The sequence below is a fragment of the Paraburkholderia sp. XV genome (assembly GCF_020177535.1).
GTDB lineage: Bacteria > Pseudomonadota > Gammaproteobacteria > Burkholderiales > Burkholderiaceae > Paraburkholderia > Paraburkholderia caribensis.
In genome coordinates, this window is record NZ_JAGUUD010000127.1 from 1 (window position 1) to 21,951 (window position 21,951).

Sequence of the window (21,951 nt, forward strand, 5' to 3'; positions counted from 1 at the left end):
CCGCCCCGCACAGGGGCGACGCGTGAAGCTAGATAACGTAACGCGGATGCCAGCGAAAGCAAAGGCAAATCGCGGATACCAGCGAAAACAACAATCAAACCACCCAGCGTCGCAGACAAAAGAAACCCCTTACCCCTTCCGCTGCAAAGCAAACAACGTCCCAGCAATCAAGATAAACGCCCCGATAATAACCTTCTGCCAGGTACTAGGCACCCCAACCAGAATAAGCACGCTATTAATGAGCGTAACAAGCACGACCCCAAGCAGCGTGCCAACTACAGTCCCCGTCCCACCGGTAATCCGGGCCCCGCCCAAAATCACCGCAGCGATCACATCGAGTTCAGTACCGACAAGATCAAAAGGATTCGCGAGCCGGTTATTCGACACATGCAGAATGCCTGCAATACCCGCAAGCATCCCCGTATAACCGAACACAAAAAGATGAATAGCCCGCAGGTTATAGCCAAGCCGCTCGGCAATGGCAAGACTGCCACCCATGGCATACACACCGCGCCCCATCATCGTGCGATTAAGCAGCCACCACGTGACAACAGCAGCAATCACGAGCGCCAGCACAGACGCAGGCAACACCGCCCGCAGCCCATCCGCCGTGTGGTAAAAGAACAGCGGAATACGCCCAAAATGATCCATGCTGTGCGGAATGTTCATAAAGAACGTCGTGCCGATAAACGTCAGCAAAATCCCGCGATACAGATACTGCGTGCCGATCGTCACGATCAGCGAAGGCGCCTTCAGCCGATGCACCAGCAAGCCATTGATCACACCAAGCACAATACCGCCCACCGCGCCAACAACAAGAATCAGCGCAAACGGCGCATCCGGCCACCAGGCAAACACAGCCTTGGTAATCGCATACATGGTGAGCGCGCCAATCGCCGTGAACGACACGTCAATACCACCCGACGCGAGCACAACGAGCGTCCCCAGCGCGAACAGCGACATCGTCGTCGCCGAATGCAACAGATCGAACAGCGTCGCAAGCTGAAAGAAGCGCGGATTGATCGCGCCAACGATCACGCACGTCACGACGATCAGCGCCGCCGTGAACCACTCCGGGTTGCGCGAGAACTTCGCGCGCCACGTGGGCGGCTTCACCTCGGGCGCGATTTCGACGACGTTGGGGGTAGTCACGGTCCGGTCCATGATAGACGACATCTTATGCAGCCTCTGACAGCAAAGCGTGATAAAGCTCCGCTTCGTTCAACTGATCCGCGCGATACTGATTCGCCACGCGGCCTTTCTTCATCATCAGAATGCGATCGCAGTTCTGCAGCAGCTCGGGCAGGTCATCGCTGATCAGAATGATGCCTATGCCACGCTGCGACAGCTTCTGCATGATCCGATAAATGATGTCCTTCGAGCCCACATCCACGCCGACAGTCGGCCCGTGCAGAATCAGCACGCGCGGATCGATCGCCAGCCAGCGGCCAATCAGCACGCGCTGCTGGTTGCCGCCCGACAGCGACTGCACCGGCTTGTCGACACCAGGCGTCGCAATCTGCAAGTCCTTCACCGTCTGCTCGGCAAGCTGCTGCGCGCGCGCACGGTCGATCTGTCCAAAGCGGTCGCGCAAGCTCGAAATCATCGCCGTGATCACGTTGTCGCGAATCGGCTTGTCGAGAAAGAGCCCTTCGTTCAGGCGATCTTCGGGAACATAGCCGATCCGATGATCCTTCGCGTGCGCTGGCGTGCGCAACACCACGTGCCTGCCTTCGAGCGTGACCGTGCCGCTCTCGGCCGGCGCGACACCCGCCAGCGCGCGCGCCAGTTCGTTGCGGCCCGAATCGAGCAGTCCCGTGACGCCGAGAATCTCTCCACGATGCAGTGCGAACGACACATCGCGGAACTGCGCGCCGCGCGTGAAGCCCTTCACGTCGAGCACGACTTCCTTGCCGACTTCGCCTTCACGATACCGCTCGCTCGACAGATGACGGCCTGTCATCAGCTCGCTGATCTGCGTTTTCGTGTAATCGGCGATCGGGCCTTGCGCCATCTTCTGGCCGTCACGCAGCACGATCACTTCACCGCCGATCGCATAGCACTCGTCGAGCTTGTGACTCACGAACAGCACCGTCACGCCCTGCGCGCGCAGATTCGCGAGCACGGCGATCAGGTTGTCCACTTCCTTTTGCGTCAGCGACGTGGTCGGCTCGTCCATGATGACGAACTTCGCTTCGCTCGCAATCGCACGCGCGATCGCCACGAGTTGCCGCGTCGCGAGCGGCAACTGTTCGATCAGCGTCGACTGGAATCCGGCGTCGCCCGGCAGGCCTACGGCTTCGAGTGCTTTCGCCGCGGTGCGCGCGAGCGCCTTGCGATCGAAGGTACGCGTGAGGCGACCATTGTGTTCGGCAAGCTCCGACGTCAGCGCGACGTTTTCGGCGACGCTCATGTTCGGCAGCAGCGACAGGTCCTGATAGACCGTCTCGATGCCTGCCGCCAGCGATTCGAGTGCCGACAGCCGGGCATGCGAAACGCCTTCGATGATCAGCTCGCCTTCATCGGGCGGCTGCGCGCCGGAGATGATCTTGATGAGCGTGCTCTTGCCGCAGCCGTTTTCGCCGAGCAGGTGATAAATCTGCCCGCGCTCGAATGACAGGCTCACGCCGCGCAATGCATGCACGCCCGTGAACCGCTTGTGTACGCCGACCACCTGCAGGAACGGCGTGGAGGAAACGTTTTGATTCATGCTGAAAAGCCGTGCTCCAGATGAATGTCGAAGCGTGCGGGCTCTCGCTCGCGAATGCCCGCACGCGGTGATGCCGCGATCAGAAGTTGTATTGCTTGTAGTTCGTCTTGTCGACGTTCACCCAGCCCTGGCCGCGCACGATGATGCCCTTGCCCGGACCCTTCTCGACCGTCACCTTCGTATAGCCCGGAATGCCGAGGTCGGCGCCGTTCTGCACGGTCTTGCCGTCGACCAGCATCTGCGCGACCTTGTTCATCGCGAGACCGGCCAGCTTCGGGTCCCAGAACGCGATGCCGTTCACCGCACCGCTTTCGAGGAACTTGCCCGCTTCCGTCGGCAGGCCCGTGCCGTACACGCAGATCTTGCCTTGCATGCCCGCCTCTTCAACCGCGCGGCCAATGCCGATCACATCCAGCGACGACGAACCCTGGAAGCCCTTCAGGTCGGGATGCTTGCGCAGCACTTCCTTCGCGACTTCATACGCTTTCTCGCCGTCGTTATTCGTTTCGAGCTTCGGCTCGACGAGATTCAACTTCGGATACTTGGCCTTCGCATTGTTGATGCCGCCGTCGGCCCATTGCACCTGCGAGCGGCTGCCGAGCGAGCCTACCAGCACGGCCCACTTGCCGTCCTGATGCATGCACGATGCGAGACGCTCGTTCAGGCCCGCGCCGTATGCGGAGTTGTCGAAGGCCTCGATGTCGACCATCGTGTTCTTCGCGTTGTCCGCTTCATGCGTGACGACCTTGATGCCGCGATCCATCGCCTTTTTCAGCGCGGGTTCGAGCGTGGGCGGATCGTACGGAACGACGGCGATGGCCGTCACTTTCTTCGCGATCAGGTCTTCGATGATCTTCAGCTGCTGCGCGGCATCGGCGCGGCCCGGGCCCGTCTGATACGCCTGCACGCCGGGGTTGTCCCTCGCGAACTCCTTGACGCCTTCGTCCATCCGGTTGAACCAGTTGATGCCCGTTACCTTGACGACCGTGACGATCGTTTCGTTGGTTGCGGCCTGCGCGGCGGCGATCACGCCGAGGGCGAGTGCGCCGGTTGCAAGGGCGGCGCTCAGTCGGGTCAGTTTCATGTGTTTGTCTCCGTTGCCTTTAGTGATCTGGTCATTGAGTTAGTGTCGCCCCTTCATATGCACGCGGAAATCCAGGGCCCCGATGTCCGCTGAAACTATCGCTGCAACGCTAGCGCCTTTGATTCGGCTGCGCGAAACCGAAGATCGCGCGCACGCGCTCGCCGCCCGCAAATGCGAGTGACGCGAGCAGCAGGAAACCCCACGCGCAATCGCCGAAAAACTGCGACACGCCGAGCAGATTGAAGAAGCTCGACAGAAACTGCAGCACCGTCGCCGCGAAGAACACGCAGACGATGCGGCCATAACCGCCCTCCGGATTCACGCCGCCCATCACGGCAATCAGGATCGCGATCAGCAGATACGAATTGCCGTAGTCCCACTTCGCACTCGACGTGTGCGTGACGCTGATCAGTCCCGCGAGCGATGCGAGGATGCCGCACATCATGTACGTGAGAATCAGCATCCGCGCGCGCGGAATGCCCGTGTAGAACGCCGCCTTCGGGTTCGTGCCCATCAGATACAGACGCAGGCCGAACGGGCTGCGCCGCAGCAGCCAGCCGAGCACGACGACAGCCGCAATGAAGATCACGAACGACACGGGCACCTGGAACCACGTGCCATTGCCGATATCCGACAACGGCTCGACATAATCGACGTGCACCGACGCGCCATTGCTCAACACGACGGCACAACCCGTGAACAGCAACTGCGTGCCGAGCGTGCAGAGAATCGGCGTGAGGCGCAAACGTGCGATCACGATGCCGTTCACGAGCCCGCCAATGGCGCCCATGCACACGACGATCGCGCAGAACACGCCCGTATAGAGCATCGGCGCATCGTCGCCGCTGATGAACTTCGGCACGACCAGCGCCGCGACCATGCCCGACAGGTTCGCGAGCCCGACGCCCGACAGGTCGATGCCGCCGTTGCCCGACACCATCGACAGCATGATGCCGAGCGCGAGCAGCCCGAGTTCGGGCAACTGGCCGCCCATCGACTGCAGGTTGTCGAGCGAGACGAACTGACCGTGCGAGATCCATGTCGCGGCGAGCACGACGAGCACGTTCACCGCTAGCAGAAAGTTCAGTTGCCGGTCGCGGAACAGGCCGGAGGAAAGCGAGGACTTCATGTCGAAACGAACTCCTTCATGCCGCGCGCCGCACCGGGCGGCGCACGCGCTCAATGCGTTGAAACGGGATGACCGGCCTGGGCCAGCACGTCGTTGACTTCGGCGAGCGTGGGCATCGAAGGCGCGGTGCCGGGCCGCGTCACCGAAATGCCCGCCAGCGCGCAGCCGAAGCGCGTTGCCTCGACGGCATCCGCGCCGCGCGCAAGCGCTGCCGCGAAGCCGCCCGTGAAGCCATCGCCCGCGCCTGCGGTTTCAACCACGCGTCCACACTGGAACGCGGGCACGAACACCGATTGCTCCGCCGAATGCAGCAACGCGCCCGCTTCGCCGAGCGTCACGATCACATTGCGCACGCCTTTCTTCAGCAGCACGTCAGCGGCACGGCGCGCATCGTCCACATTGCCGACCTCGATGCCCGTCAGCGCGGTCGTCTCCGTTTCGTTCGGCGTGATGTAGTCGCACAGCGGGAAGATGCTGTCGTCGAGCGGCAACGCGGGCGCGGGATTGAACACGGTCGTCACGCCATGCTTGCGCGCGATTTCGAGGCCATGCTTCGCAGCGCCGACCGGCTGTTCGAGTTGGGTGACGAACACGCGCGCCGAGGCGATATCCGCCTCGATCGCATCGACGTCGCCTGCATTCATCGTCGCTGCCGCGCCGGACGCGACGATGATCGCGTTCTTGCCCGTGGTGTCGTCGACGAAAATGTGCGCCGCGCCCGTCGATGCGCCGTCGATCACCGACGCACGCGACGTAATGCCCTCGACGTCCCAGGTGGCCCGCGCGATCTGGCCGAACGCGTCGTTGCCGATGCGCGTGCAGAACACCACGTCGGCGCCCGCACGCGCCGCCGCGACGGCCTGGTTCGAGCCCTTGCCGCCCGGGCCCATCTTGAACGCATTGCCCGCGATCGTTTCGCCGATCAACGGCATGCGGTCCGCGCGAAACGTGAGATCCGTCACATAGATGCCGAGAATGACGACGCGGCCTTCTTTCTGTTGCGTGGCCATCGTCATGCCTTTGGTGCGTCGGGCGCGAGCAGCACGCCCTTCTTGAAGATGAAGCAGCCGTAGCCGCGCGTTTCGCCCGTGGCGATCACGCAGTAGGCTTTCTTCGCGCGTGCATAGAACGCGAAGCGCTCGATGCCGACGAACGGCACGTCGCGCCCTTCGGCCTCGTTCACTTCGGCTTGCGCTTCGCGCTGCACGGCGGGAAGCGTGTTCGGCTCGCCGACCACTTCCATGCGCGAGGCGGGATCGTCGACGAACGTATCGAGCGGCAGCACCGACAGCAGCGCGCGAATCGCGCGCGGCGCATCGACGCCGTCGAGCCGCAGCAGTTTGCCCGTCACGGACTCCCGCGCGACCGAGTCGCCCGGAAAGTTCGCGTCGCAAATCACCACTTCGTCACCGTGGCCCATCGCGCGCAGCGCGTGCAGCACATCGGCGTTCAACAGCGGGTCCAGATTCTTCAGCACGTTGTCTCCTCCGTTATTCGGTTGGCGCGCTATCGTTCTGTCATGCCCTGTCAGGCGATCAGAAAGCGATCAGTCGCCATACGGTATCCAGATGTTCTTGACTTGTGTTGCATGGCGCAGAAACGCCGGGCCTTCGCTCGATGTGTCGAACCAGTCGAACGCACGGCCATGGTCGACGAACGTGCGCTTCAGGTTGCCCACCGACTCGCGTTCGGCAAGCGCCGAATCTTTCGCGAAGCCGAAGCACCACAGCGCATCGACATCGTCGTGCTTCGCGAGCGCCGGCAGCAGCGCATCGCGTTCGCCCGTCACGATGTTGAGCACGCCCGCGGGCACGTCCGACGTCTCCACAATCTGATAGAAGTCGGTCACTGTAAGCGGACTCGACGAACTCGGCAAGGCAACCACACGATTTCCCATCGCGAGCGCAGGGGCAATCAGCGAAATGAAAGACAGCAACGGCGCTTCATCCGGGCACGCAATGCCGATCACGCCGAGCGGCTCGTTCATCGCGAGCGCGACGCCGCGCAGCGGCGGCGCATGCACCGCGCCGTCGAACTTGTCGGCCCACGCGGCATACGTGAAGAGCCGCGTCACCGACGCATCCACTTCGCGCCGCGCTTGCGCAACGCTCGCGCCCGTTCGCTTTACCAGTTGATGCACGAATTCATGCGCGCGCACCGCAAGATTTTCAGCGAGGTAATAGATCACCTGTGCGCGGTTGTGCGCGGTGGCCTGCGACCACTTCTGCGCGCCACGCGCCGCCGCGACGGCATTGCGGATGTCCTTGCGATTGCCCTCGCCCACTTCGCCGACGAGCGCGCCATCGGCGCCGTAGACGGGCAGCGTGTAGCCGCTGTCCGGCCGCGCCTGCTTGCCGCCGATAAAGAGCTTCGCGGTGCGGTCGATCGCCAGCACATCGGCGGTTTGTTCAAACTCATGCGCTTGCGCCGACACCTCCGTCACGCGATGCACCGGGCGACGCTCACCGAGCGCGAGCCATGCCTTCGGCTTCACATATTCGTAGATGCCTTCGCGGCCGCCTTCGCGTCCGTAGCCCGACTCGCGATAGCCGCCGAAGCCGACGGCCGCGTCGAACAGGTTCGTCGCGTTGACCCACACCACGCCGCACGCGAGGCGCGGCGCGATATCGAGCGCGCGGCCGATCGTCTCGCTCCAGATGCTTGCGGCGAGTCCGTAGCGCGTGTTGTTCGCGAGCGCGACGGCTTCGTCGGGCGTGCGGAACGTCATCGTCACGAGCACGGGGCCGAAGATTTCTTCCTGCGCCAGCGTCGAGGCGGGCGCGACGCCTGTGACGAGCGTCGGCGGATAGAAGCAGCCGCCCGCGGGCACCGTGGTTTGCGTCGACTGATAGATTTCGCAACCTTCCAGACGGCCCGCTTCGACCAGTGAGTCAATGCGCTCCAGTTGCACCTTATCGACAATCGCGCCGATATCGATGCTCTTGTCGAGCGACGGGCCGACGCGCAGCGTCGCCATGCGGCGCTTGAGCTTGTCGATGAAGCGCGCAGCGACGCCTTCCTGCACGAGCAGACGCGAGCCCGCGCAGCACACCTGCCCCTGGTTGAACCAGATCGCGTCGACCACGCCTTCGACAGCACCGTCGAGATCGGCATCGTCGAACACGATGAACGGCGACTTGCCGCCCAATTCCAGCGTCAACGACTTGCCCGTGCCCGCCGTTGCCGCGCGGATCAGGCGGCCCACTTCCGTCGAGCCCGTGAACGCGATCTTGTCGACGCCCGCATGTTCGACCAGCGCGGCGCCCGTGCGTCCGTCCCCCGTCACCACGTTCAGCACGCCCTTCGGCAAGCCCGCGCGGTGCGCGAGTTCGGCGAACAGCAGCGCCGTCAGCGGCGTGTATTCGGCCGGCTTCAGCACGACGCAATTGCCCGTGGCGATAGCGGGCGCGATCTTCCATGCGAGCATCAGCAGCGGGAAATTCCACGGCACGATCTGGCCGATCACGCCGAGCGGCGCGAAGTCCTTGAACTCGCTGTCCTGCAGTTGCGCCCAGCCCGCGTGATGCAGAAAGTGCCTTGCTACCAGTGGGATATCGATGTCGCGCGTTTCGCGGATCGGCTTGCCGTTGTCCAGCGCTTCGAGCACGGCGAACAGGCGGCTGTGACGCTGGACCATTCGCGACAGCGCATACAGATGACGCGCGCGGCCCGCGCCGCCCAGCGCGAGCCAGCCCGGCTGCGCGGCCCGCGCAGCGGCAACGGCGGCGTCCACATCCGCTGCGTCGCCTTGCGCGATGTGCGCGAGCAACCCGCCAGTGGCCGGTTCGTGCGACGCGAAACGCTCGCCTGCTGCGGGCGCGCGCCATCCGCCGTCGACGAAATGGCCAAATGTCGCGTCATGCTGCGCAAGCCAGGCGCGCGCAGGCTGATCGTCCTCGGGTGCGGGACCGTACTCCATTGATGAAAAATACTCGGCTACGCTCATGGGATCGATCTGCTCAGGCAACAGGGTGGCGGTTGAAGGCGGAATAGCGGCCAGTCGCGTAATGCTCGAGCTGGCGTTCGATATCGGCGAGAAGACTGGAAGCCCCGAAGCGGAACAGTTCGGGTTCGAGCCACGCGCGGCCCAGTTCTTCTTTCATCAGGATCTGATACAGCAGCGCCGTCTTGGCGTTCGACACGCCGCCCGCCGGCTTGAAGCCAATCAGGATGCCTGTGCGCGCCTGGTATTCGCGGATCATGCGCGCCATCACGAGCGACACGTCGAGCGTCGCGTTGACACCCTCCTTGCCCGTCGACGTCTTGATGAAATCGGCGCCCGCCATCATGCAGATCATCGATGCCCGCGCAACGTTCGACAGCGTCTGGATATCGCCCGTCGCGAGAATCGCTTTCAGATGCGCTTCGCCGCATGCGGCGCGGAACTCGCGCACTTCGTCGTACAGCGCCTGCCAGTTGCCTGTCAGCACGTGCTCGCGCGTGACGACGATGTCGATTTCCCGCGCACCGTCGGCCACCGATGCCTCGATTTCCTTCAGCTTCAGCGGATGCGGAATCAGGCCCGCCGGAAAACCCGTCGATACCGCCGCAACAGGAATGCCGCTGCCCGATAGCGCATCGACGGCAGCCGCGACGTAGCGGTGATACACGCACACGGCGCCCGTCGTGATGGTATGCGGCGGCACGCCGAGCGCCGCCAGAATGTCGGCGCGCACCGGCTGTCTCGCTTTCGCGCACAGACGCCGCACGCGGCCTTCCGTGTCGTCGCCGTTGAGCGTCGTAAGGTCGATGCAGGTGACGGCTTTCAGCAGCCATGCGGCCTGCGCATCTTTCTTGACGGTGCGGCGGGTGCCGAGCGTCGCCGTGCGCCGCTCGACAGCCGACTGGTTGACGCGCAACCCGTCGAGCCACGCGAGATCGAAAGGCACGCCCGGGTTACGGGCGGGATGAACGTGGGCCGCACGCCGCAGCGCGACGACCGACGAGGACTGGGTAGGAGCTTCAGGCATGGACATCCGCAAGTTTGTGCAATGCACCGCAACGGCTGATGGTTTATTTGCATGCATCGTACATCGCTTGAGAGGATTCTAACAAGCTTCGTTACGATCGTTTCCAGCACTCACGAACGCGGCAGGCCCGGCGCACACGTGCGAAAGTCTTGTCCAGTAAGGCTTTGTTCGTAGCCGGCAGCGCGCATCGGTGTTTTCACCAGGGTGTGACGGGAGGTGACCGGGGTAAGCGGCCTCACAACCGTTGGAACGGCGCTTGCGGCAAGCCGTCAGGGTCGGGGTGACGGGCGGGGGACACGCACATGAACGTGAAGATCGGCATTTCGGGTTGGCGCTACGATGGCTGGCGCGGCGTGTTCTATCCGCAGGGACTGGCGCACAGGCGCGAACTCGAATTCGCGTCGCGCGCCGTCGACACCATCGAGATCAACGGCTCGCACTACTCGCTGCAAAGCATCGGCAGTTATCTGTCGTGGTATGAGGCGACGCCCGACGGCTTCACGTTCAGCGTCAAAGGCCCTCGTTATCTCACGCACATGCTGCGCTTTCGCGACGAGACCGCACTGCCGGCGATCGCAAACTTCTTTGCGTCCGGCGTATTGGCGCTACGCGACAAGCTCGGCCCCTTCCTCTGGCAGTTTCCACCGAACTTTCCATTCAAGCCCGACCTGTTCGAGCGATTCCTCGCGCTGCTGCCGCAAGACTTCGATTCCGCCGCGAAACTCGCGCTTCAGCACGATGGCCGCGTGAAACAGCCGTGGTTCGCGGTGGAAACGAACAGGCGCTTGCGGCACGCAGTCGAAATCCGTCATCCGAGCTTTTGCGTGCCGGAATTCGTCGCGTTGCTTCGCAAGCACAAGGCGGCGCTCGTCGTGTCGGACGCCGTCGCGGGCTGGCCCTATGGCGAGGACGTGACGAGCGACTTCATTTACATGCGCCTGCACGGCAGCGAAACGTTGTACGGCGGCGCGTACACCGACGCGGCGCTCGACCGCTTCGCCGCCCGTGTCGACGCATGGGCACGCGGTAGCGAACCGCGCGACGCGGTGCGCTTCGATCGTCGCGCCGCCGCGCCGCGCCGCTCGCGTGACGTATTCGTCTATTTCGACAATGACAAGAAAGTGGAAGCGCCTTTTGATGCGGCGCGGCTCAAGACACGTCTCGAGCAGATGAAAAAAACGGGACGCGCCGCATGAATCCACCGATATGAGGCCGCCCGACCTCATTTCAAGGCGCCGTTTTTTGCAGAAATTGCACTTGAAAGTTTGCGCAGGCTTCCTATCTATCGAGTCACCAGGGCAGCCGCTGCATCGACATGACGGCGCTGCGTGTATCCATTCGTTCGTCGCGGCATGACAGGCAAACCGGCACACTCAGGCCGGCGCGCCTCGCCGCTCAGAGGAGAGAGCGACCATGAGTGACTTGTACTTCGGAACCGATGTGTTCAACGAACTCGACCGCTTGCAGCGGCACATGTCGAGCGTGTTCAACGGCTTCCCTTCGAGCCTGCGTTCGAGCCGCGCCGGCACATTCCCGAGCCTCAACATCGGCACGACCGACGAAGCCATCGAGATCGTCGCGTTCGCACCCGGCATCGATCCGTCGAAGCTGGAACTGTCGATCGACAAGGGCTTGCTGACCATCGCAGGCGAGCGCGCGGCGGCACGCCCCGCGCAGGAAGAAGGCGCGCGGGCCTATGCACAGGAGCGCTTCAACGGCGCGTTCCGCCGCGTCGTCGAACTGCCGCAACAGGCCGATCCCGACAATGTGCAGGCACGTTATGTAGACGGTTGTCTGCTGATCACGGTCGGCAAGCGCGAAGCGTCGAAGCCGCGCGCAATCACGGTTCAATAAGGGCGAGGAAAAGATCATGAGCGACAATACTCAAATGACCCAGCGCGACGAGAGCGCGGTAAGCCGCAACGGCGCGCGCCAGCAGGAACGCCGCGTCACGCTGACGCCGCCCGTCGATATCGTCGAGGACAGCAAGGCGGTGACGCTATGGGCGGATCTGCCCGGCGTATCGAAGGACAAGCTCGACATTCGCGTGCACGACGGCAGCCTGACCATTGAAGGCGAATCCGTGGTCCCGGCGGCATCGAATGTGCGGCTCTCGCATGCGGAAGTGCGCGCGCCCTTCTTCGCGCGGCGCTTTTCGATCAGCGACGACTTCGACACGTCGAAGATCGAAGCCAATCTGAAAGACGGCGTACTGAAGCTCGTCATTCCGCGCCGCGAACAGGCGCAGCCGCGGCGAATCGAAGTGAAACTCGGCTAAGCGTTTCATCGATGTGAAAAAGGAGCACCCGACATTGCGGCGTGCTCCTTTTTTGTCTGCGTGCAACGAACCAGCGGCGCGCTATGCCGGTCGATTCAGCGCGGATCGCAAGCTCGCGATCACGTCGCTCCAGTCATTGCGCTTCGACTGACGGAACAGGCGCATGTGCGGATACCACGGACTGTCGTCGCGCTTCAGTTGCCAGCGCCAGTCGGGTGTGAACGGCAACGCGATCCACACGGGCTTGCCGAGTGCGCCCGCAACATGTGCAACGGCTGTATCGACGGCGATCACGAGATCGAGTTGCGCGATCAGCGCGGCTGTCTCGGCGAAACTCGTCAACCGGTCGGACACATCGCGCAACACGCCGCGCGCCGCGTTTGCATCGAGACACGCGCGATCGCTCTCGCGCACATCCTTCACCAGCGACACGAACTGCGCGTTCGCATCGAACAGCGGCATGCACTGCGCGAGCGGAATCGACCGGTTGCGGTCGTTCAGATGCGTGCGGCTGCCCGACCATACGATACCCACGCGCGGCCTTGCATCGTCTTGCGCGAATACGTCGGCCCATTGCCCTGCCAGTTGCGAATCAGCATGAATGTAGGGGCTTTCCGTGGCCAGATCGGCTTCGCGTAGCTTCAGCGCGAACGCGAGACTGAGCATCGGGATATGGTAGTCGAACGCGGGCAACGGCGCGCTTTCGCCGATCACTTCAGCCGCGCCGGGATAGCCGCGCAACAGCGGCAGCAACGCATCCTGAACCCGCACGATAACGCGCGCACCCATCGCACCCAGACGCCCGACGAAACGGATGAACTGCACCGTGTCGCCGAAACCCTGCTCGCCATGCACGAACACCGTCTTGCCATCGAGCGGCTGCTTGCCCGTCCACAGCGTCGTGTCGGGCAAACCGTGACGCATCGTGCCGTCGAGCCAGCGCCATTCGTATTCGCGCCAGCCGTGCTCGAACTCGCCTAGCAGCAGATTGGTCTGCGCGCGATTGGTGCGGGCGCCGGCGTCGTTCGCATCGATCGACACGGCCTTCCTGAACTGCTGCAACGCTTCGTCGAAACGATGCAGATCGCGCAACGCGACGCCCAGATTCACGTATGCGCGCACGAAATTGGGCTTCAACGCAATCGCCTGGCGATACGCGGCGAGTTCTTCGTCATAGCGCTCCATCTGCCCGAGCAGCGTGCCACGGTTGTAGTGCACTTCGGCCGATTGCGGATAGCGCTGGGCGAGGCGCGCGAGACGTTGCAGCGCGCGGTCGTGCTCGCCCGTCGCAACGAGCGACATCGCCGCGCCATGCAGCGATTCGGCGTGATCGGGATATGCGGCAAGCACGCGCTCGTAGAGCGCGATGGCGTCGGCATGACGCCCCGCGAGCTGACAGATATGCGCGGCAAAATGAAGCTGCTGCGGGTTCGTCGAAGCGGGCCGCGCGGCGCGCGTCGCGTAATCGGCGGCGCGCGCGTAATCGCCCTGCTTCGCCGCGACGTAGCCGAGCGCTTCGAGTGTTTCGTTGTGGTCTGGATCGATCGACAGAATGCCGTGCAGCAGCGCTGCCGCTTCGTCGTATTGGCCAGCGGTGAACTTCTGCTGCGCGTCAGCGAGGCTTTGGGCGATATCGTGATTCATGATGCAGCGGTTCGGCGCAACGCCGCGTCGCGCCCGGGGACGAAGAGGTCGATTGTACGCGAGCCCCTCGCCTTGCCTCGGCTTTAGCGTCTTTCCGCTGCTGTCACGCCGTAGCGTGCCGTGTCGTCAAACTGACACGCGGATCTTGTGGTCCTTCTGCATTTCCTCGAGTTGCTTCTGCGCTTCGAGTTCTTTCTTTATCAGGTCGCGGACTTTCTGCATGACTTTTTCGCGCTCTTCCGGCGACATCTTCTTCAGGTCTTCTTCCGTGATGCCGAGCTTCGCGAGAATCATCTTTTCGATTCGCTCGCCCGTCGAGCCTTTGGTGTAATCGGTCAGTTGATCGAGCAGTTCCTTGAAGCTCGGCTTGTTGCCCGCTTGCGCGCCGGAACTGCGGGCAGCCGCGCTATTCGTGCTGCCCGTGCTGCCCGTGCCGATCGTTCCGATGTTGTTCGTCGTTTGCATGGTCTTGCGTTCCCCGAGGTCTTGTTGAAATTCGAATCCGACATCTGCATTACGCTTGCGCAGGACTTTAGTCAGGACGAACAACGACGTCAACGGTTCGCCGCTGACATATTCGGACACAAACACCATCTGAGCCAGCCGACCAGCGCGAGCAGCATGAGCCCCGCGCCGCCGAGTACCGGCTCACGCCACGCGACGAGCGCGATGAACGTGAATGCGCGGGCGCCTGCGAGCAGCGCGAATCCGGCGACGGCACCCGATGCCGCATCGATTGCCTCCTGCACGCGCGCATACGCATCGGCGTTCAAGCGGACGGCGGGCTCATGCATGATCGATCTCCTGTCTTGGTATGTGGGACGGCCGTTTATGCGTCAGGCTGCGCCGGGCGCTTCGTCGAGAAAGCCGGTGACGGACTGCAACCGGCCGCCCGGTTCGACGATGCCGAAGTCGGAGCCCTTCACGATCGAAACGCCCGAGGGCGTCAGCAATTCCCACGAGAAGCGCAGGCGATCCGCAAAGCCGTCGACTTCCGTCGTGCGGCGAAACGTGTGATGCGCAAAGCGTTCATGGACGGCGCGGATCATCGCGTCGATGCCGTCGTGCCCGTTGCCGGACAGAAGCGGATCGAGGTAAGCGGCATCGCTCGCCCAGGTCGCCGAAATCAGCTCGCGGCGGCGGCCGGCATCGGTTTCGTTCCAGGCGTCGAAGTAACGGTCGATCAGTGCGGTATGCGCGTTCATCAGGGATTCCTTCAGTGGGTGAATGGTCGAGAAGTCCGCCGCGTATTGCCTGTTTGCGGCGGCCTCGGACTGAAGATTCGTCGATGAACGTACGTGAGTCGATTACGCGGGAGGTAATGATCCGGCGGCACCTGCCGCTTCACAGCGGGCAGGTGCCGGAACGAAAGAGATGCGGCGTGGTTTGAGCGTACGCGCGCTAGGCGTTCGCGGTGCTGATCTGATCGGCGAGCCGCCGGCCTGCGTCATACCCGGCTTCGCGCGCTTCCTCTTCGCTGTGGAAAGTCGCGACGAGTTCCTGGAAGCGGCGGCTTTGCCCCGCAAGATGCGCGTCGGCGCCGTGATGGCATACATAGCCGACGTAGTGCCACAAGGTCTCCGGCACGGGCGGCCCATAGGCCGTGACGGGAAGCACCCAGACTTCCTGGCCGTTGTGCTCGATCTTGTCCCACATGTTCGCCTCCGGAACGGTCGCAAGGGACTTCAGTATGAGCGCGTTTGGCTGCGCCGGCGATCCTGCGTGCGGCCACGCTTTACCTCCAAGGTAATGGAATTGCGCCAGGGTTTGGCTATCATCGACGCCATGAACACGCTCACTGCCACCCTGCCCGCGCCCTCGGGCGCCCCTTCGATGAGCCGCACGGTCGGCGACATGCTGCGCGAGTGGCGTCAGCGGCGCCGGATGAGCCAGTTGCTGCTCGCCTCCGAAGCCGAGATCTCGACGCGCCACCTGAGCTTCGTCGAATCGGGCCGCGCGCTGCCGAGCCGCGAAATGGTCATGCATCTCGCCGAACGGCTCGACGTGCCGCTGCGGGCGCGCAATGCGCTGCTGGTCGCAGCGGGCTATGCCCCGCTCTACCGCGAACGGCAATTGAGCGACCCGCAACTGGGCGCGGCGCGCGAAGCGATCGATCTCGTGCTGAAGGGCCACGAGCCGTATCCCGCTGTCGCCATCGACCGGCACTGGACGATCGTCGCCGCGAACAGCGCGCTCGCGCCGCTGCTGACCTCGGCGAAGCCCGCGCTGCTCGAAGCGCCCGTCAACGCGCTGCGCCTGTCGATGCATCCGGACGGCATCGCGTCGCAGATCGCCAACTGGCATGCGTGGCGCACGCATCTGCTGTCGCGCCTGCAGCGCCAGGTCGACGTCAGCGCCGATCCGACGCTCGCCGCGCTCTACGACGAACTGGCCGCCTACCCGACGCCGCCCGACGCCGAACCCGCCGACCACAGCCCCGCGACGCCGCTCGAACAGATCGCCGTGCCGCTGCGCCTGCGCACCGGACTTGGCGTGCTGTCGTTCTTCAGCACCACAACCGTGTTCGGCACGCCCGTCGACGTCACGCTGTCGGAACTCGCGATCGAAGCCTTCTTCCCCGCCGATCCGCAAACGGCCGAGGCGCTGCGCAGATTCGCGGATACGCGCGCGTCGTCGGACGCCGCGAGCGACTGAGGAGCGCGCATGCACGAAGACATCTCGATCCGCCAACTGGAAACCGCCGACCGGGATGCGTTTTTCGCGCTGCGTCTGCGTGGCCTGAAAACCCACCCCGCCGCGTTCGGGCAAAGCTACGAGGAGGCCGTCGAGCTTGGCCCGTCGCAACATGACGCGATGCTGTCCGGCGCGGGCGCCGTATACGGCAACTTTCTGCTGGGCGCGTTTTGCCCGACGGATGGCGCGCTGCTCGGCACAGTCGGGCTGCGGCGCGACGTGGGGCACAAGCACCGGCACAAGGGCCACGTGCTCGGCATGTATGTCGCCGACAAAGCCGCCGGACGCGGCGTGGGACGTGCGCTGCTGACGGAGCTGCTCGAGCGTGCGGGGCAGATCGACGGCTTGCGGCAGATCGCGCTGAACGTGACGAGCGCAAACCGGTCGGCGCGTGCGCTGTACGAATCGCTCGGGTTTCGCGTGTACGGCACCGAGCCGGATGCGCTGTGCATCGACGGCATCTTTCACGACGCCGACCTGATGGTGCGCTTCGTCGAAAGCCGAAACGAATGAGATAGCAAACGCCGGGATGTGTGAGCGCTGACGCGTGCGTAGACTGAGTGGTATCGACAACGCGGAAGACGCGACGGAGCCGCTCATGCAGGAATTCGCATTCGACCACCAGCCCACGCTGTTCGGCGACGCAGACGAAAAGCCGCGCAAACCCCAGCGGCAGTCCGTGCCCGCGATCGCCACGCCGCAGCTTGTCGAGCGGCGCGTCGACGCGATCGACTGGCGCCGCATCGCGGCCGAACTGGACGCGCAAGGCTGCGCCATGCTGGACAACCTGCTGAGCGCCGAAGCATGCGACGCGCTGAGCGCGCTCTACCCTCGCGACGATCTTTACCGCAGCCGCATCGCGATGGCGCGGCATGGCTTCGGGCGCGGCGAGTACAAATACTTCGACTATCCGCTGCCCGACGTGGTCGGCGCGTTGCGCACAGCCGTCTATCCGCATCTCGCGCCGCTCGCGAATGCCTGGAACGAAGCCATGCGTATCGACGTGCGCTTTCCGCCGACACTCGCCGCCTTCCTGCGCCGCTGTCATCAGGCGGGGCAATTGCGCCCCACGCCGCTGATGCTTCAATACACGGCTGGCGATTACAACTGCCTGCATCAGGACCTGTATGGCGAGCACGTTTTTCCCCTGCAGCTCGCGATCCTGCTGTCCGAACCGGGCAAGGATTTCACGGGCGGCGAGTTCGTCCTGACGGAGCAGCGTCCGCGCATGCAGTCGCGCGCGGAGGTCGTGCCGCTGCGCAAGGGCGATGCCGTGATCTTCGCCGTGCATCACCGGCCCGTGCAGGGCGCGCGCGGCGCGTATCGCGTGAACATGAGGCATGGCGTGAGCCGGCTGCGGTCGGGGCATCGGCATACGCTGGGGGTGATTTTCCACGACGCAAAATAGGTCTTACGACTCCGCAGTGCGACATCGAAGGCGCTGCGGACCGCCCGCATCGAGCCAGCAAGCGCGCCACGCCCCGCATCCTCCGTCACGACGTGCTGGGCGCCCGCTGGGCGATTGCGGTCAATCTCTCGCCGTCTTCGCGGCGGCTGCTGCGCTGACGGCCGTGATCGAGAGACGCCGTCACGGGCGCCTCGTCGGCGATGCGCCGCGCACCGGCAGTGCGTCGCCGTGGCTGCACGCACCGTGGCCGCTGTTCGCGGGGTGGCGCTCGCGCTGCTCGACTTTGCAACGCTCGCCCTGTCGGGCCGTCCGTGCGGCGTGACTTCGGCGTTTGCACTGTGGGGCGCGAAGCTCTTCGCGCTGGCGGGCAACGACGTCGCCGGTTGGCCTTACAGGAGTTCTCACACGAATGCCACCGCCCTCGCATCGTCCGTTACACGCGATGTAACGAACGTAATGGATGCGGGCAATGTGCGCGGCGCGATGGCTGCGGCCGCTCTAGCGGGCTGCCAGGCGCCCGTCTGGCGCGTGCCCATGCGACCCCTCGTCGCCGCCGTCGTGGGCGGCCTGATGCCCGGCTACGGCGCCCGGCTGGCCTGCGGTTGGAAGGTGGGGCGCGTATTTCAGTCCGGACGTGTCAGGCAGCCTGCATGGCTGGTGGTGACACGTCGCCGCGTTTGCCGCAACGCAATCGGCACCCGCGTGCGTCCCCTTTCGGCCTGGAAGTCGAGCAAATCCGCCAAACGGGCTGCTGACGCGTTACAAACTCCGACCGTCCCTGTAACAAGTTCAGCGCCAACCCGTTACATTTCCTTCCCAGTTTGTAACGTCTTTTCGTTACATCTCGGGTTATCCCCGAGCCGCTAACCCGCAGCGTATTTTTTACCTGGCGCTTTTTTGTTTTCTTTCTACCGGCTTTCTGAACTTATATGATTTTCGCATAAGCCAGGTCGCAGGCGTAAATCGGAAACTCTTGCTTGAAGCCTTATCTGACAAGGGTTTTCCAGAAGCCCGTTGCAAACGTTTTCCGTCTGTCCAGCGATTATGACGACGCCATGAAAGAGTTACCGAAACGAGTGTTGTTTTGTCGTATCTTTTTTTTGAGAAAGGTGTTGATTTCTGGAAATCCTGTTCATACAATTCCGCCCAAGCTGTTACGAAATGTAACGGGTTGTATCAAAGGTTGGCTGGTTGTATCTGTGCACCAAGTTGACGCCGGAAATCTTCAGTGTCCGGCGGGGCATAAGACCATAACGGCAGAAAATGCCGACATAAGTAATTCGGGGCTTCGGAAACAGAGAAAATGGACCGTAGCAGCGAGACGCTGGATTCAATCCGCGAAATCAATTTGTCTTACATCATGCTCGCACAACGTATGTTGCGCGAGGACAAGGCAGTCGGCATGTTCCGCCTGGGCTTGTCGTCGGAGCTGGCTGATATTCTTGCCGGGCTGTCGCTCGCGCAGATCGTCAAGCTGGCCAGCTCCGATCAGCTTTTGTGCTTCTTCCGCTTCAACGACCACACGATGTTAGCGGCGTTGACGCACACGTCCCGTCACGCGGAGGTGGCATCGACGCATGCCGCGATCCTGCTGGCTGGACAGCCCGCAGAGCAGTTCGCTTAAGACCGGAGAGGACTGCCATGCTGAAAAAGAGCCTTACCGAAGACGCGCAGGAAGTGTTCCGCGCGATCGCGCTGATTGAACTGGGCGCGCGCATGCAGGTGCTCGAAAGCGAGCTGACGCTGTCGCGCGACCGGATGATCCGCCTGTACCGCGAGGTCAAGGGCGTATCGCCGCCCAAGGGCATGCTGCCGTTCTCGGCGGACTGGTACATGACGTGGCTCGCGAACATCCACGCATCGCTCTTCTACAACACGTACCTGTTCCTGAAGAACGAAGCGCGCTGCTCGCATCTGGACGCGCTGACCAAGGGTTATCGTCTGTATCTGGAGCATTGCCGTCATAGCGAGACCGAGCCGGTGCTCGATCTGACGCGTGCATGGACGCTCGTGCGTTTCTTCGACGCCGACATCCTGCAACTGACGCCGTGCTGCCGTTGCAGCGGCAAGTTCGTCGCGCACAAGCACGACTTGCAGCACAACGTCGTATGCGGCGCCTGCCAGCCGCCGTCGCGCGCGGGCAAGACGAAGAAGGCCGCCGCCGCGAAGCGCGAGGCGGAGAAGGACATCGTATCCGTGCCGCAAGTCGCGGAAGAAATCGAAGTACTCGAAGAACAGATGCTCGAGGAAACTGCGTTGGCGGCCTAGCGCCGCGCATTGCTCAGTCCATCCGAAGCTACGCAGTATCTTGAAGCCGGTCTCGCGAGACCGGCTTTTTTTCGTCTGTGCTCGATGCGCGCTGCAACGCTCAGCCTGCGAACCCGAACGTCTGCACGACCAGCCAGATATTCGCCGCGCTGATCACGACGAACAGCGACCACGCGATGATGCGCGTCGGCAGCCGGTTCGTGAATTCGCCCATCAGCGCGCGGTCGTTCGTCATGCGGATCAGCGGGTAGAGCGCGAATGGCAACTGCAGGCTCAGCACCACCTGACTCGCAACGAGCAACTGGCCGACGGCGCCATTGCCGAGCATCTGCACGCCGACGAGCGCGGGAATCAACGCGAGCGCGCGCGTGATGAAGCGCCGCTGGTAGCACGGAATCTTCAGTTGCAGAAAGCCTTCCATGATGACCTGCCCGGCGACCGTGCCCGTGAACGTCGAGCTTTGCCCCGACGCCAGCAGCGTGACCGCGAACAGCACGGCCGCGAAGCCCGTGCCGACGATGGGCGCGAGCAGCCGGTAGGCGTCCTCGATTTCGGTGACCTGGGTATGCCCCGTTGAATGGAACGCGGCCGCCGCGAGAATCAGGATCGCGGCGTTGATCAGCAGCGCGAGAAAGAGCGCGACGATCGTATCGATACGCGACAGCGAGATTGCACCTGCGATGCCTTCGCGGTCGCGCTTGATCGCGCGCGTCTGCACGATGGACGAATGCAGATACAGGTTATGCGGCATTACCGTCGCGCCGAGAATGCCTATCGCGAGATAAAGCGGCTCGCGTTCGCTGACGGCTTGCCACGACGGCACGAGTCCCGCCGCGACGGACGGCCAGTGCGGATGAACCAGCGCCAGTTCGATGACGTATCCCAGGCCGATCGTCGCGACCAGGCCGAGCATGATCGCTTCGAGGTCGCGAAAATTCTTGCCCTTCAGGCCGAGCACGATCAGTGTGTCGAATGCGGTCAGGATCACGCCGACCGTCAGCGAGCACTTGAACAGCAGATGAAACGCGAGCGCGCCGCCCAGCACTTCGGCGAGATCGCAGGCGATGATCGACAGTTCGGCGAGCAGCCATTGAATGCGTGCGACACCTGGCGAGTAACGCGTGCGTGACAGTTCCGCGAGATTGCGGCCCGTCACGATGCCAAGGCGCATGCTGAGGCATTGCAGCACCATTGCTGCGAGGCTCGACAGGACCACGACGAACAGCAGGCTGTAGCCGTAGCGCGAGCCGGCTTCGATGTCGGTGGCCCAGTTGCCGGGGTCCATGTAACCGATCGACACCAGCAGGCCGGGACCTGCGAACTGAAGGATTTTTTTCCAGAATGGAGCGGACTGCGTGACGGCGACGGAGCCCTGCACCTCGGATGGGCAGAACGGCGCGGTAGCTGTGGTTGGAAGTTTGAACTGCAAAGCCGGTGACCTCAAGGGAGTGATATCGCAGCGCGATGAGAGTCGCTAATGGGTCGCTGGCGCGAAACCTGGGTTGCTGCCCGCGAAACGGCTTCAAGTGTACAAAGAAATATAGGGTTCGGGCGTGCAAGGGTGCACGGGATGGTTGGTGGTTTGGGTTTGCTTTTGGTGGTAGGCGCGCTTTGTTGTCTGCCTTTGCGCTGGCATTTGTAGGTTGGTTGGTCTGGCCTTTGCGCTGGCATTCGCGATTTGGCTTTGCGCTGGCATTCGCGATTTGGCTTTGCGCTGGCATCCGCGAATTGTTAGCGTGCTTCATGCGTCGCCCCTGTGCGGGGCG

At 63.3% G+C, this 21,951-nt stretch carries 23 protein-coding genes; 9 read left to right on the forward strand and 14 right to left on the reverse strand.

Annotated elements, in window-relative coordinates; translation table 11 throughout:
- Positions 1-129 precede the first annotated feature (129 nt).
- The 8 genes from KFO72_RS35655 to deoC form a co-directional block, all read right to left on the reverse strand.
- The gene (locus KFO72_RS35655; RefSeq protein WP_225034061.1) at positions 130-1,176 is read right to left on the reverse strand and encodes an ABC transporter permease; all 1,047 of its coding nucleotides are present in this window, start codon (positions 1,174-1,176) and stop codon (positions 130-132) included.
- Position 1,177: 1 nt separating this feature from the next.
- A complete protein-coding gene (locus tag KFO72_RS35660) occupies positions 1,178-2,710 on the reverse strand; it encodes a sugar ABC transporter ATP-binding protein (RefSeq protein WP_054933780.1) in 1,533 nt (510 codons plus the stop codon).
- Positions 2,711-2,789: 79 nt separating this feature from the next.
- Positions 2,790-3,794, reverse strand: coding sequence for a substrate-binding domain-containing protein (locus KFO72_RS35665; protein ID WP_225034062.1), 1,005 nt, complete (start codon positions 3,792-3,794; stop codon positions 2,790-2,792).
- A gap of 109 nt (positions 3,795-3,903) precedes the next feature.
- On the reverse strand, positions 3,904-4,923 hold the full coding sequence (locus KFO72_RS35670; RefSeq protein ID WP_225034063.1) for an ABC transporter permease: 1,020 nt from the start codon (positions 4,921-4,923) through the stop codon (positions 3,904-3,906).
- Positions 4,924-4,973: 50 nt separating this feature from the next.
- Positions 4,974-5,933, reverse strand: coding sequence for a ribokinase (gene rbsK / locus KFO72_RS35675; RefSeq protein ID WP_062917028.1), 960 nt, complete (start codon positions 5,931-5,933; stop codon positions 4,974-4,976).
- A gap of 2 nt (positions 5,934-5,935) precedes the next feature.
- A complete protein-coding gene (locus tag KFO72_RS35680; protein WP_054933778.1) occupies positions 5,936-6,400 on the reverse strand; it encodes an RbsD/FucU family protein in 465 nt (154 codons plus the stop codon).
- 69 nt (positions 6,401-6,469) lie between these two features.
- Positions 6,470-8,869, reverse strand: a complete 2,400-nt coding sequence (locus KFO72_RS35685; RefSeq protein ID WP_225034064.1) for an aldehyde dehydrogenase family protein — start codon at positions 8,867-8,869, stop codon at positions 6,470-6,472.
- A gap of 13 nt (positions 8,870-8,882) precedes the next feature.
- On the reverse strand, positions 8,883-9,893 hold the full coding sequence (gene deoC / locus KFO72_RS35690) for a deoxyribose-phosphate aldolase (protein ID WP_054933783.1): 1,011 nt from the start codon (positions 9,891-9,893) through the stop codon (positions 8,883-8,885).
- Positions 9,894-10,195: 302 nt separating this feature from the next.
- On the opposite strand from deoC, the gene KFO72_RS35695 reads away from it, so the two are divergent.
- The 3 genes from KFO72_RS35695 to KFO72_RS35705 all read left to right on the forward strand — a co-directional run bounded on the left by KFO72_RS35695 (position 10,196) and on the right by KFO72_RS35705 (position 12,171).
- Positions 10,196-11,089: a DUF72 domain-containing protein gene (locus KFO72_RS35695; protein ID WP_176053794.1), complete on the forward strand. Its 894-nt coding sequence runs from the start codon at positions 10,196-10,198 to the stop codon at positions 11,087-11,089.
- 217 nt (positions 11,090-11,306) lie between these two features.
- Positions 11,307-11,747: an Hsp20/alpha crystallin family protein gene (locus KFO72_RS35700; RefSeq protein WP_060605560.1), complete on the forward strand. Its 441-nt coding sequence runs from the start codon at positions 11,307-11,309 to the stop codon at positions 11,745-11,747.
- Between the two features lie 16 nt (positions 11,748-11,763).
- Positions 11,764-12,171: an Hsp20/alpha crystallin family protein gene (locus KFO72_RS35705; protein ID WP_060605557.1), complete on the forward strand. Its 408-nt coding sequence runs from the start codon at positions 11,764-11,766 to the stop codon at positions 12,169-12,171.
- Positions 12,172-12,252: 81 nt separating this feature from the next.
- Here KFO72_RS35705 and KFO72_RS35710 read toward each other — a convergent pair whose 3' ends face one another.
- The 5 genes from KFO72_RS35710 to KFO72_RS35730 all read right to left on the reverse strand — a co-directional run bounded on the left by KFO72_RS35710 (position 12,253) and on the right by KFO72_RS35730 (position 15,471).
- Positions 12,253-13,815, reverse strand: a complete 1,563-nt coding sequence (locus KFO72_RS35710) for a tetratricopeptide repeat protein (RefSeq protein ID WP_225034065.1) — start codon at positions 13,813-13,815, stop codon at positions 12,253-12,255.
- Between the two features lie 126 nt (positions 13,816-13,941).
- Positions 13,942-14,280 (reverse strand): hypothetical protein, encoded by a 339-nt coding sequence (locus KFO72_RS35715; protein WP_225034066.1) that lies wholly within the window; start codon positions 14,278-14,280, stop codon positions 13,942-13,944.
- 89 nt (positions 14,281-14,369) lie between these two features.
- Positions 14,370-14,609, reverse strand: a complete 240-nt coding sequence (locus KFO72_RS35720; protein WP_225034067.1) for a hypothetical protein — start codon at positions 14,607-14,609, stop codon at positions 14,370-14,372.
- 42 nt (positions 14,610-14,651) lie between these two features.
- Complete coding sequence (locus tag KFO72_RS35725; protein WP_060605545.1) at positions 14,652-15,020, reverse strand: nuclear transport factor 2 family protein; 369 nt, start codon at positions 15,018-15,020, stop codon at positions 14,652-14,654.
- A gap of 196 nt (positions 15,021-15,216) precedes the next feature.
- On the reverse strand, positions 15,217-15,471 hold the full coding sequence (locus KFO72_RS35730) for a hypothetical protein (RefSeq protein WP_007585681.1): 255 nt from the start codon (positions 15,469-15,471) through the stop codon (positions 15,217-15,219).
- 93 nt (positions 15,472-15,564) lie between these two features.
- On the opposite strand from KFO72_RS35730, the gene KFO72_RS35735 reads away from it, so the two are divergent.
- From KFO72_RS35735 to flhC, 6 genes are all read left to right on the forward strand, one after another.
- Entirely contained in the window at positions 15,565-16,470 is a 906-nt protein-coding gene (locus tag KFO72_RS35735; RefSeq protein ID WP_225034068.1) for a helix-turn-helix transcriptional regulator, read from the forward strand.
- 9 nt (positions 16,471-16,479) lie between these two features.
- Positions 16,480-17,022, forward strand: a complete 543-nt coding sequence (locus tag KFO72_RS35740) for a GNAT family N-acetyltransferase (protein ID WP_225034069.1) — start codon at positions 16,480-16,482, stop codon at positions 17,020-17,022.
- A gap of 85 nt (positions 17,023-17,107) precedes the next feature.
- Positions 17,108-17,917 (forward strand): 2OG-Fe(II) oxygenase, encoded by an 810-nt coding sequence (locus tag KFO72_RS35745; protein WP_263627967.1) that lies wholly within the window; start codon positions 17,108-17,110, stop codon positions 17,915-17,917.
- Between the two features lie 243 nt (positions 17,918-18,160).
- Entirely contained in the window at positions 18,161-18,784 is a 624-nt protein-coding gene (locus KFO72_RS35750; RefSeq protein ID WP_412101819.1) for a YeeE/YedE thiosulfate transporter family protein, read from the forward strand.
- 436 nt (positions 18,785-19,220) lie between these two features.
- Positions 19,221-19,541, forward strand: a complete 321-nt coding sequence (flhD, locus tag KFO72_RS35755; protein WP_054933768.1) for a flagellar transcriptional regulator FlhD — start codon at positions 19,221-19,223, stop codon at positions 19,539-19,541.
- Between the two features lie 17 nt (positions 19,542-19,558).
- Positions 19,559-20,185 (forward strand): flagellar transcriptional regulator FlhC, encoded by a 627-nt coding sequence (gene flhC, locus KFO72_RS35760; protein WP_054933767.1) that lies wholly within the window; start codon positions 19,559-19,561, stop codon positions 20,183-20,185.
- 100 nt (positions 20,186-20,285) lie between these two features.
- Here the strand turns inward: flhC and KFO72_RS35765 are convergent, their stop codons facing one another.
- Positions 20,286-21,614 carry an Nramp family divalent metal transporter gene (locus tag KFO72_RS35765; RefSeq protein ID WP_054933766.1) on the reverse strand — a complete coding sequence of 443 codons (1,329 nt, stop codon included), beginning with the start codon at positions 21,612-21,614 and terminating at the stop codon, positions 20,286-20,288.
- Between the last annotated feature and the right edge of the window lie 337 nt (positions 21,615-21,951).

What these genes read in the sequence shown, in the direction of transcription:
- KFO72_RS35745 (WP_263627967.1), top strand. Translation starts at nt 17,108, where the DNA reads ATGCAGGAATTCGCATTCGACCACCAGCCCACGCTGTTCGGCGACGCA.
- KFO72_RS35670 (WP_225034063.1), bottom strand. Translation starts at nt 4,923, where the DNA reads ATGAAGTCCTCGCTTTCCTCCGGCCTGTTCCGCGACCGGCAACTGAAC.
- KFO72_RS35725 (WP_060605545.1), bottom strand. Translation starts at nt 15,020, where the DNA reads ATGAACGCGCATACCGCACTGATCGACCGTTACTTCGACGCCTGGAAC.
- KFO72_RS35735 (WP_225034068.1), top strand. Translation starts at nt 15,565, where the DNA reads ATGGAATTGCGCCAGGGTTTGGCTATCATCGACGCCATGAACACGCTC.
- deoC (WP_054933783.1), bottom strand. Translation starts at nt 9,893, where the DNA reads ATGCCTGAAGCTCCTACCCAGTCCTCGTCGGTCGTCGCGCTGCGGCGT.
- KFO72_RS35740 (WP_225034069.1), top strand. Translation starts at nt 16,480, where the DNA reads ATGCACGAAGACATCTCGATCCGCCAACTGGAAACCGCCGACCGGGAT.
- KFO72_RS35720 (WP_225034067.1), bottom strand. Translation starts at nt 14,609, where the DNA reads ATGCATGAGCCCGCCGTCCGCTTGAACGCCGATGCGTATGCGCGCGTG.
- KFO72_RS35660 (WP_054933780.1), bottom strand. Translation starts at nt 2,710, where the DNA reads ATGAATCAAAACGTTTCCTCCACGCCGTTCCTGCAGGTGGTCGGCGTA.
- KFO72_RS35655 (WP_225034061.1), bottom strand. Translation starts at nt 1,176, where the DNA reads ATGTCGTCTATCATGGACCGGACCGTGACTACCCCCAACGTCGTCGAA.
- KFO72_RS35710 (WP_225034065.1), bottom strand. Translation starts at nt 13,815, where the DNA reads ATGAATCACGATATCGCCCAAAGCCTCGCTGACGCGCAGCAGAAGTTC.
- KFO72_RS35705 (WP_060605557.1), top strand. Translation starts at nt 11,764, where the DNA reads ATGAGCGACAATACTCAAATGACCCAGCGCGACGAGAGCGCGGTAAGC.
- KFO72_RS35665 (WP_225034062.1), bottom strand. Translation starts at nt 3,794, where the DNA reads ATGAAACTGACCCGACTGAGCGCCGCCCTTGCAACCGGCGCACTCGCC.
- rbsK (WP_062917028.1), bottom strand. Translation starts at nt 5,933, where the DNA reads ATGGCCACGCAACAGAAAGAAGGCCGCGTCGTCATTCTCGGCATCTAT.
- KFO72_RS35730 (WP_007585681.1), bottom strand. Translation starts at nt 15,471, where the DNA reads ATGTGGGACAAGATCGAGCACAACGGCCAGGAAGTCTGGGTGCTTCCC.
- KFO72_RS35685 (WP_225034064.1), bottom strand. Translation starts at nt 8,869, where the DNA reads ATGAGCGTAGCCGAGTATTTTTCATCAATGGAGTACGGTCCCGCACCC.
- KFO72_RS35700 (WP_060605560.1), top strand. Translation starts at nt 11,307, where the DNA reads ATGAGTGACTTGTACTTCGGAACCGATGTGTTCAACGAACTCGACCGC.
- flhD (WP_054933768.1), top strand. Translation starts at nt 19,221, where the DNA reads ATGGACCGTAGCAGCGAGACGCTGGATTCAATCCGCGAAATCAATTTG.
- KFO72_RS35715 (WP_225034066.1), bottom strand. Translation starts at nt 14,280, where the DNA reads ATGCAAACGACGAACAACATCGGAACGATCGGCACGGGCAGCACGGGC.
- flhC (WP_054933767.1), top strand. Translation starts at nt 19,559, where the DNA reads ATGCTGAAAAAGAGCCTTACCGAAGACGCGCAGGAAGTGTTCCGCGCG.
- KFO72_RS35695 (WP_176053794.1), top strand. Translation starts at nt 10,196, where the DNA reads ATGAACGTGAAGATCGGCATTTCGGGTTGGCGCTACGATGGCTGGCGC.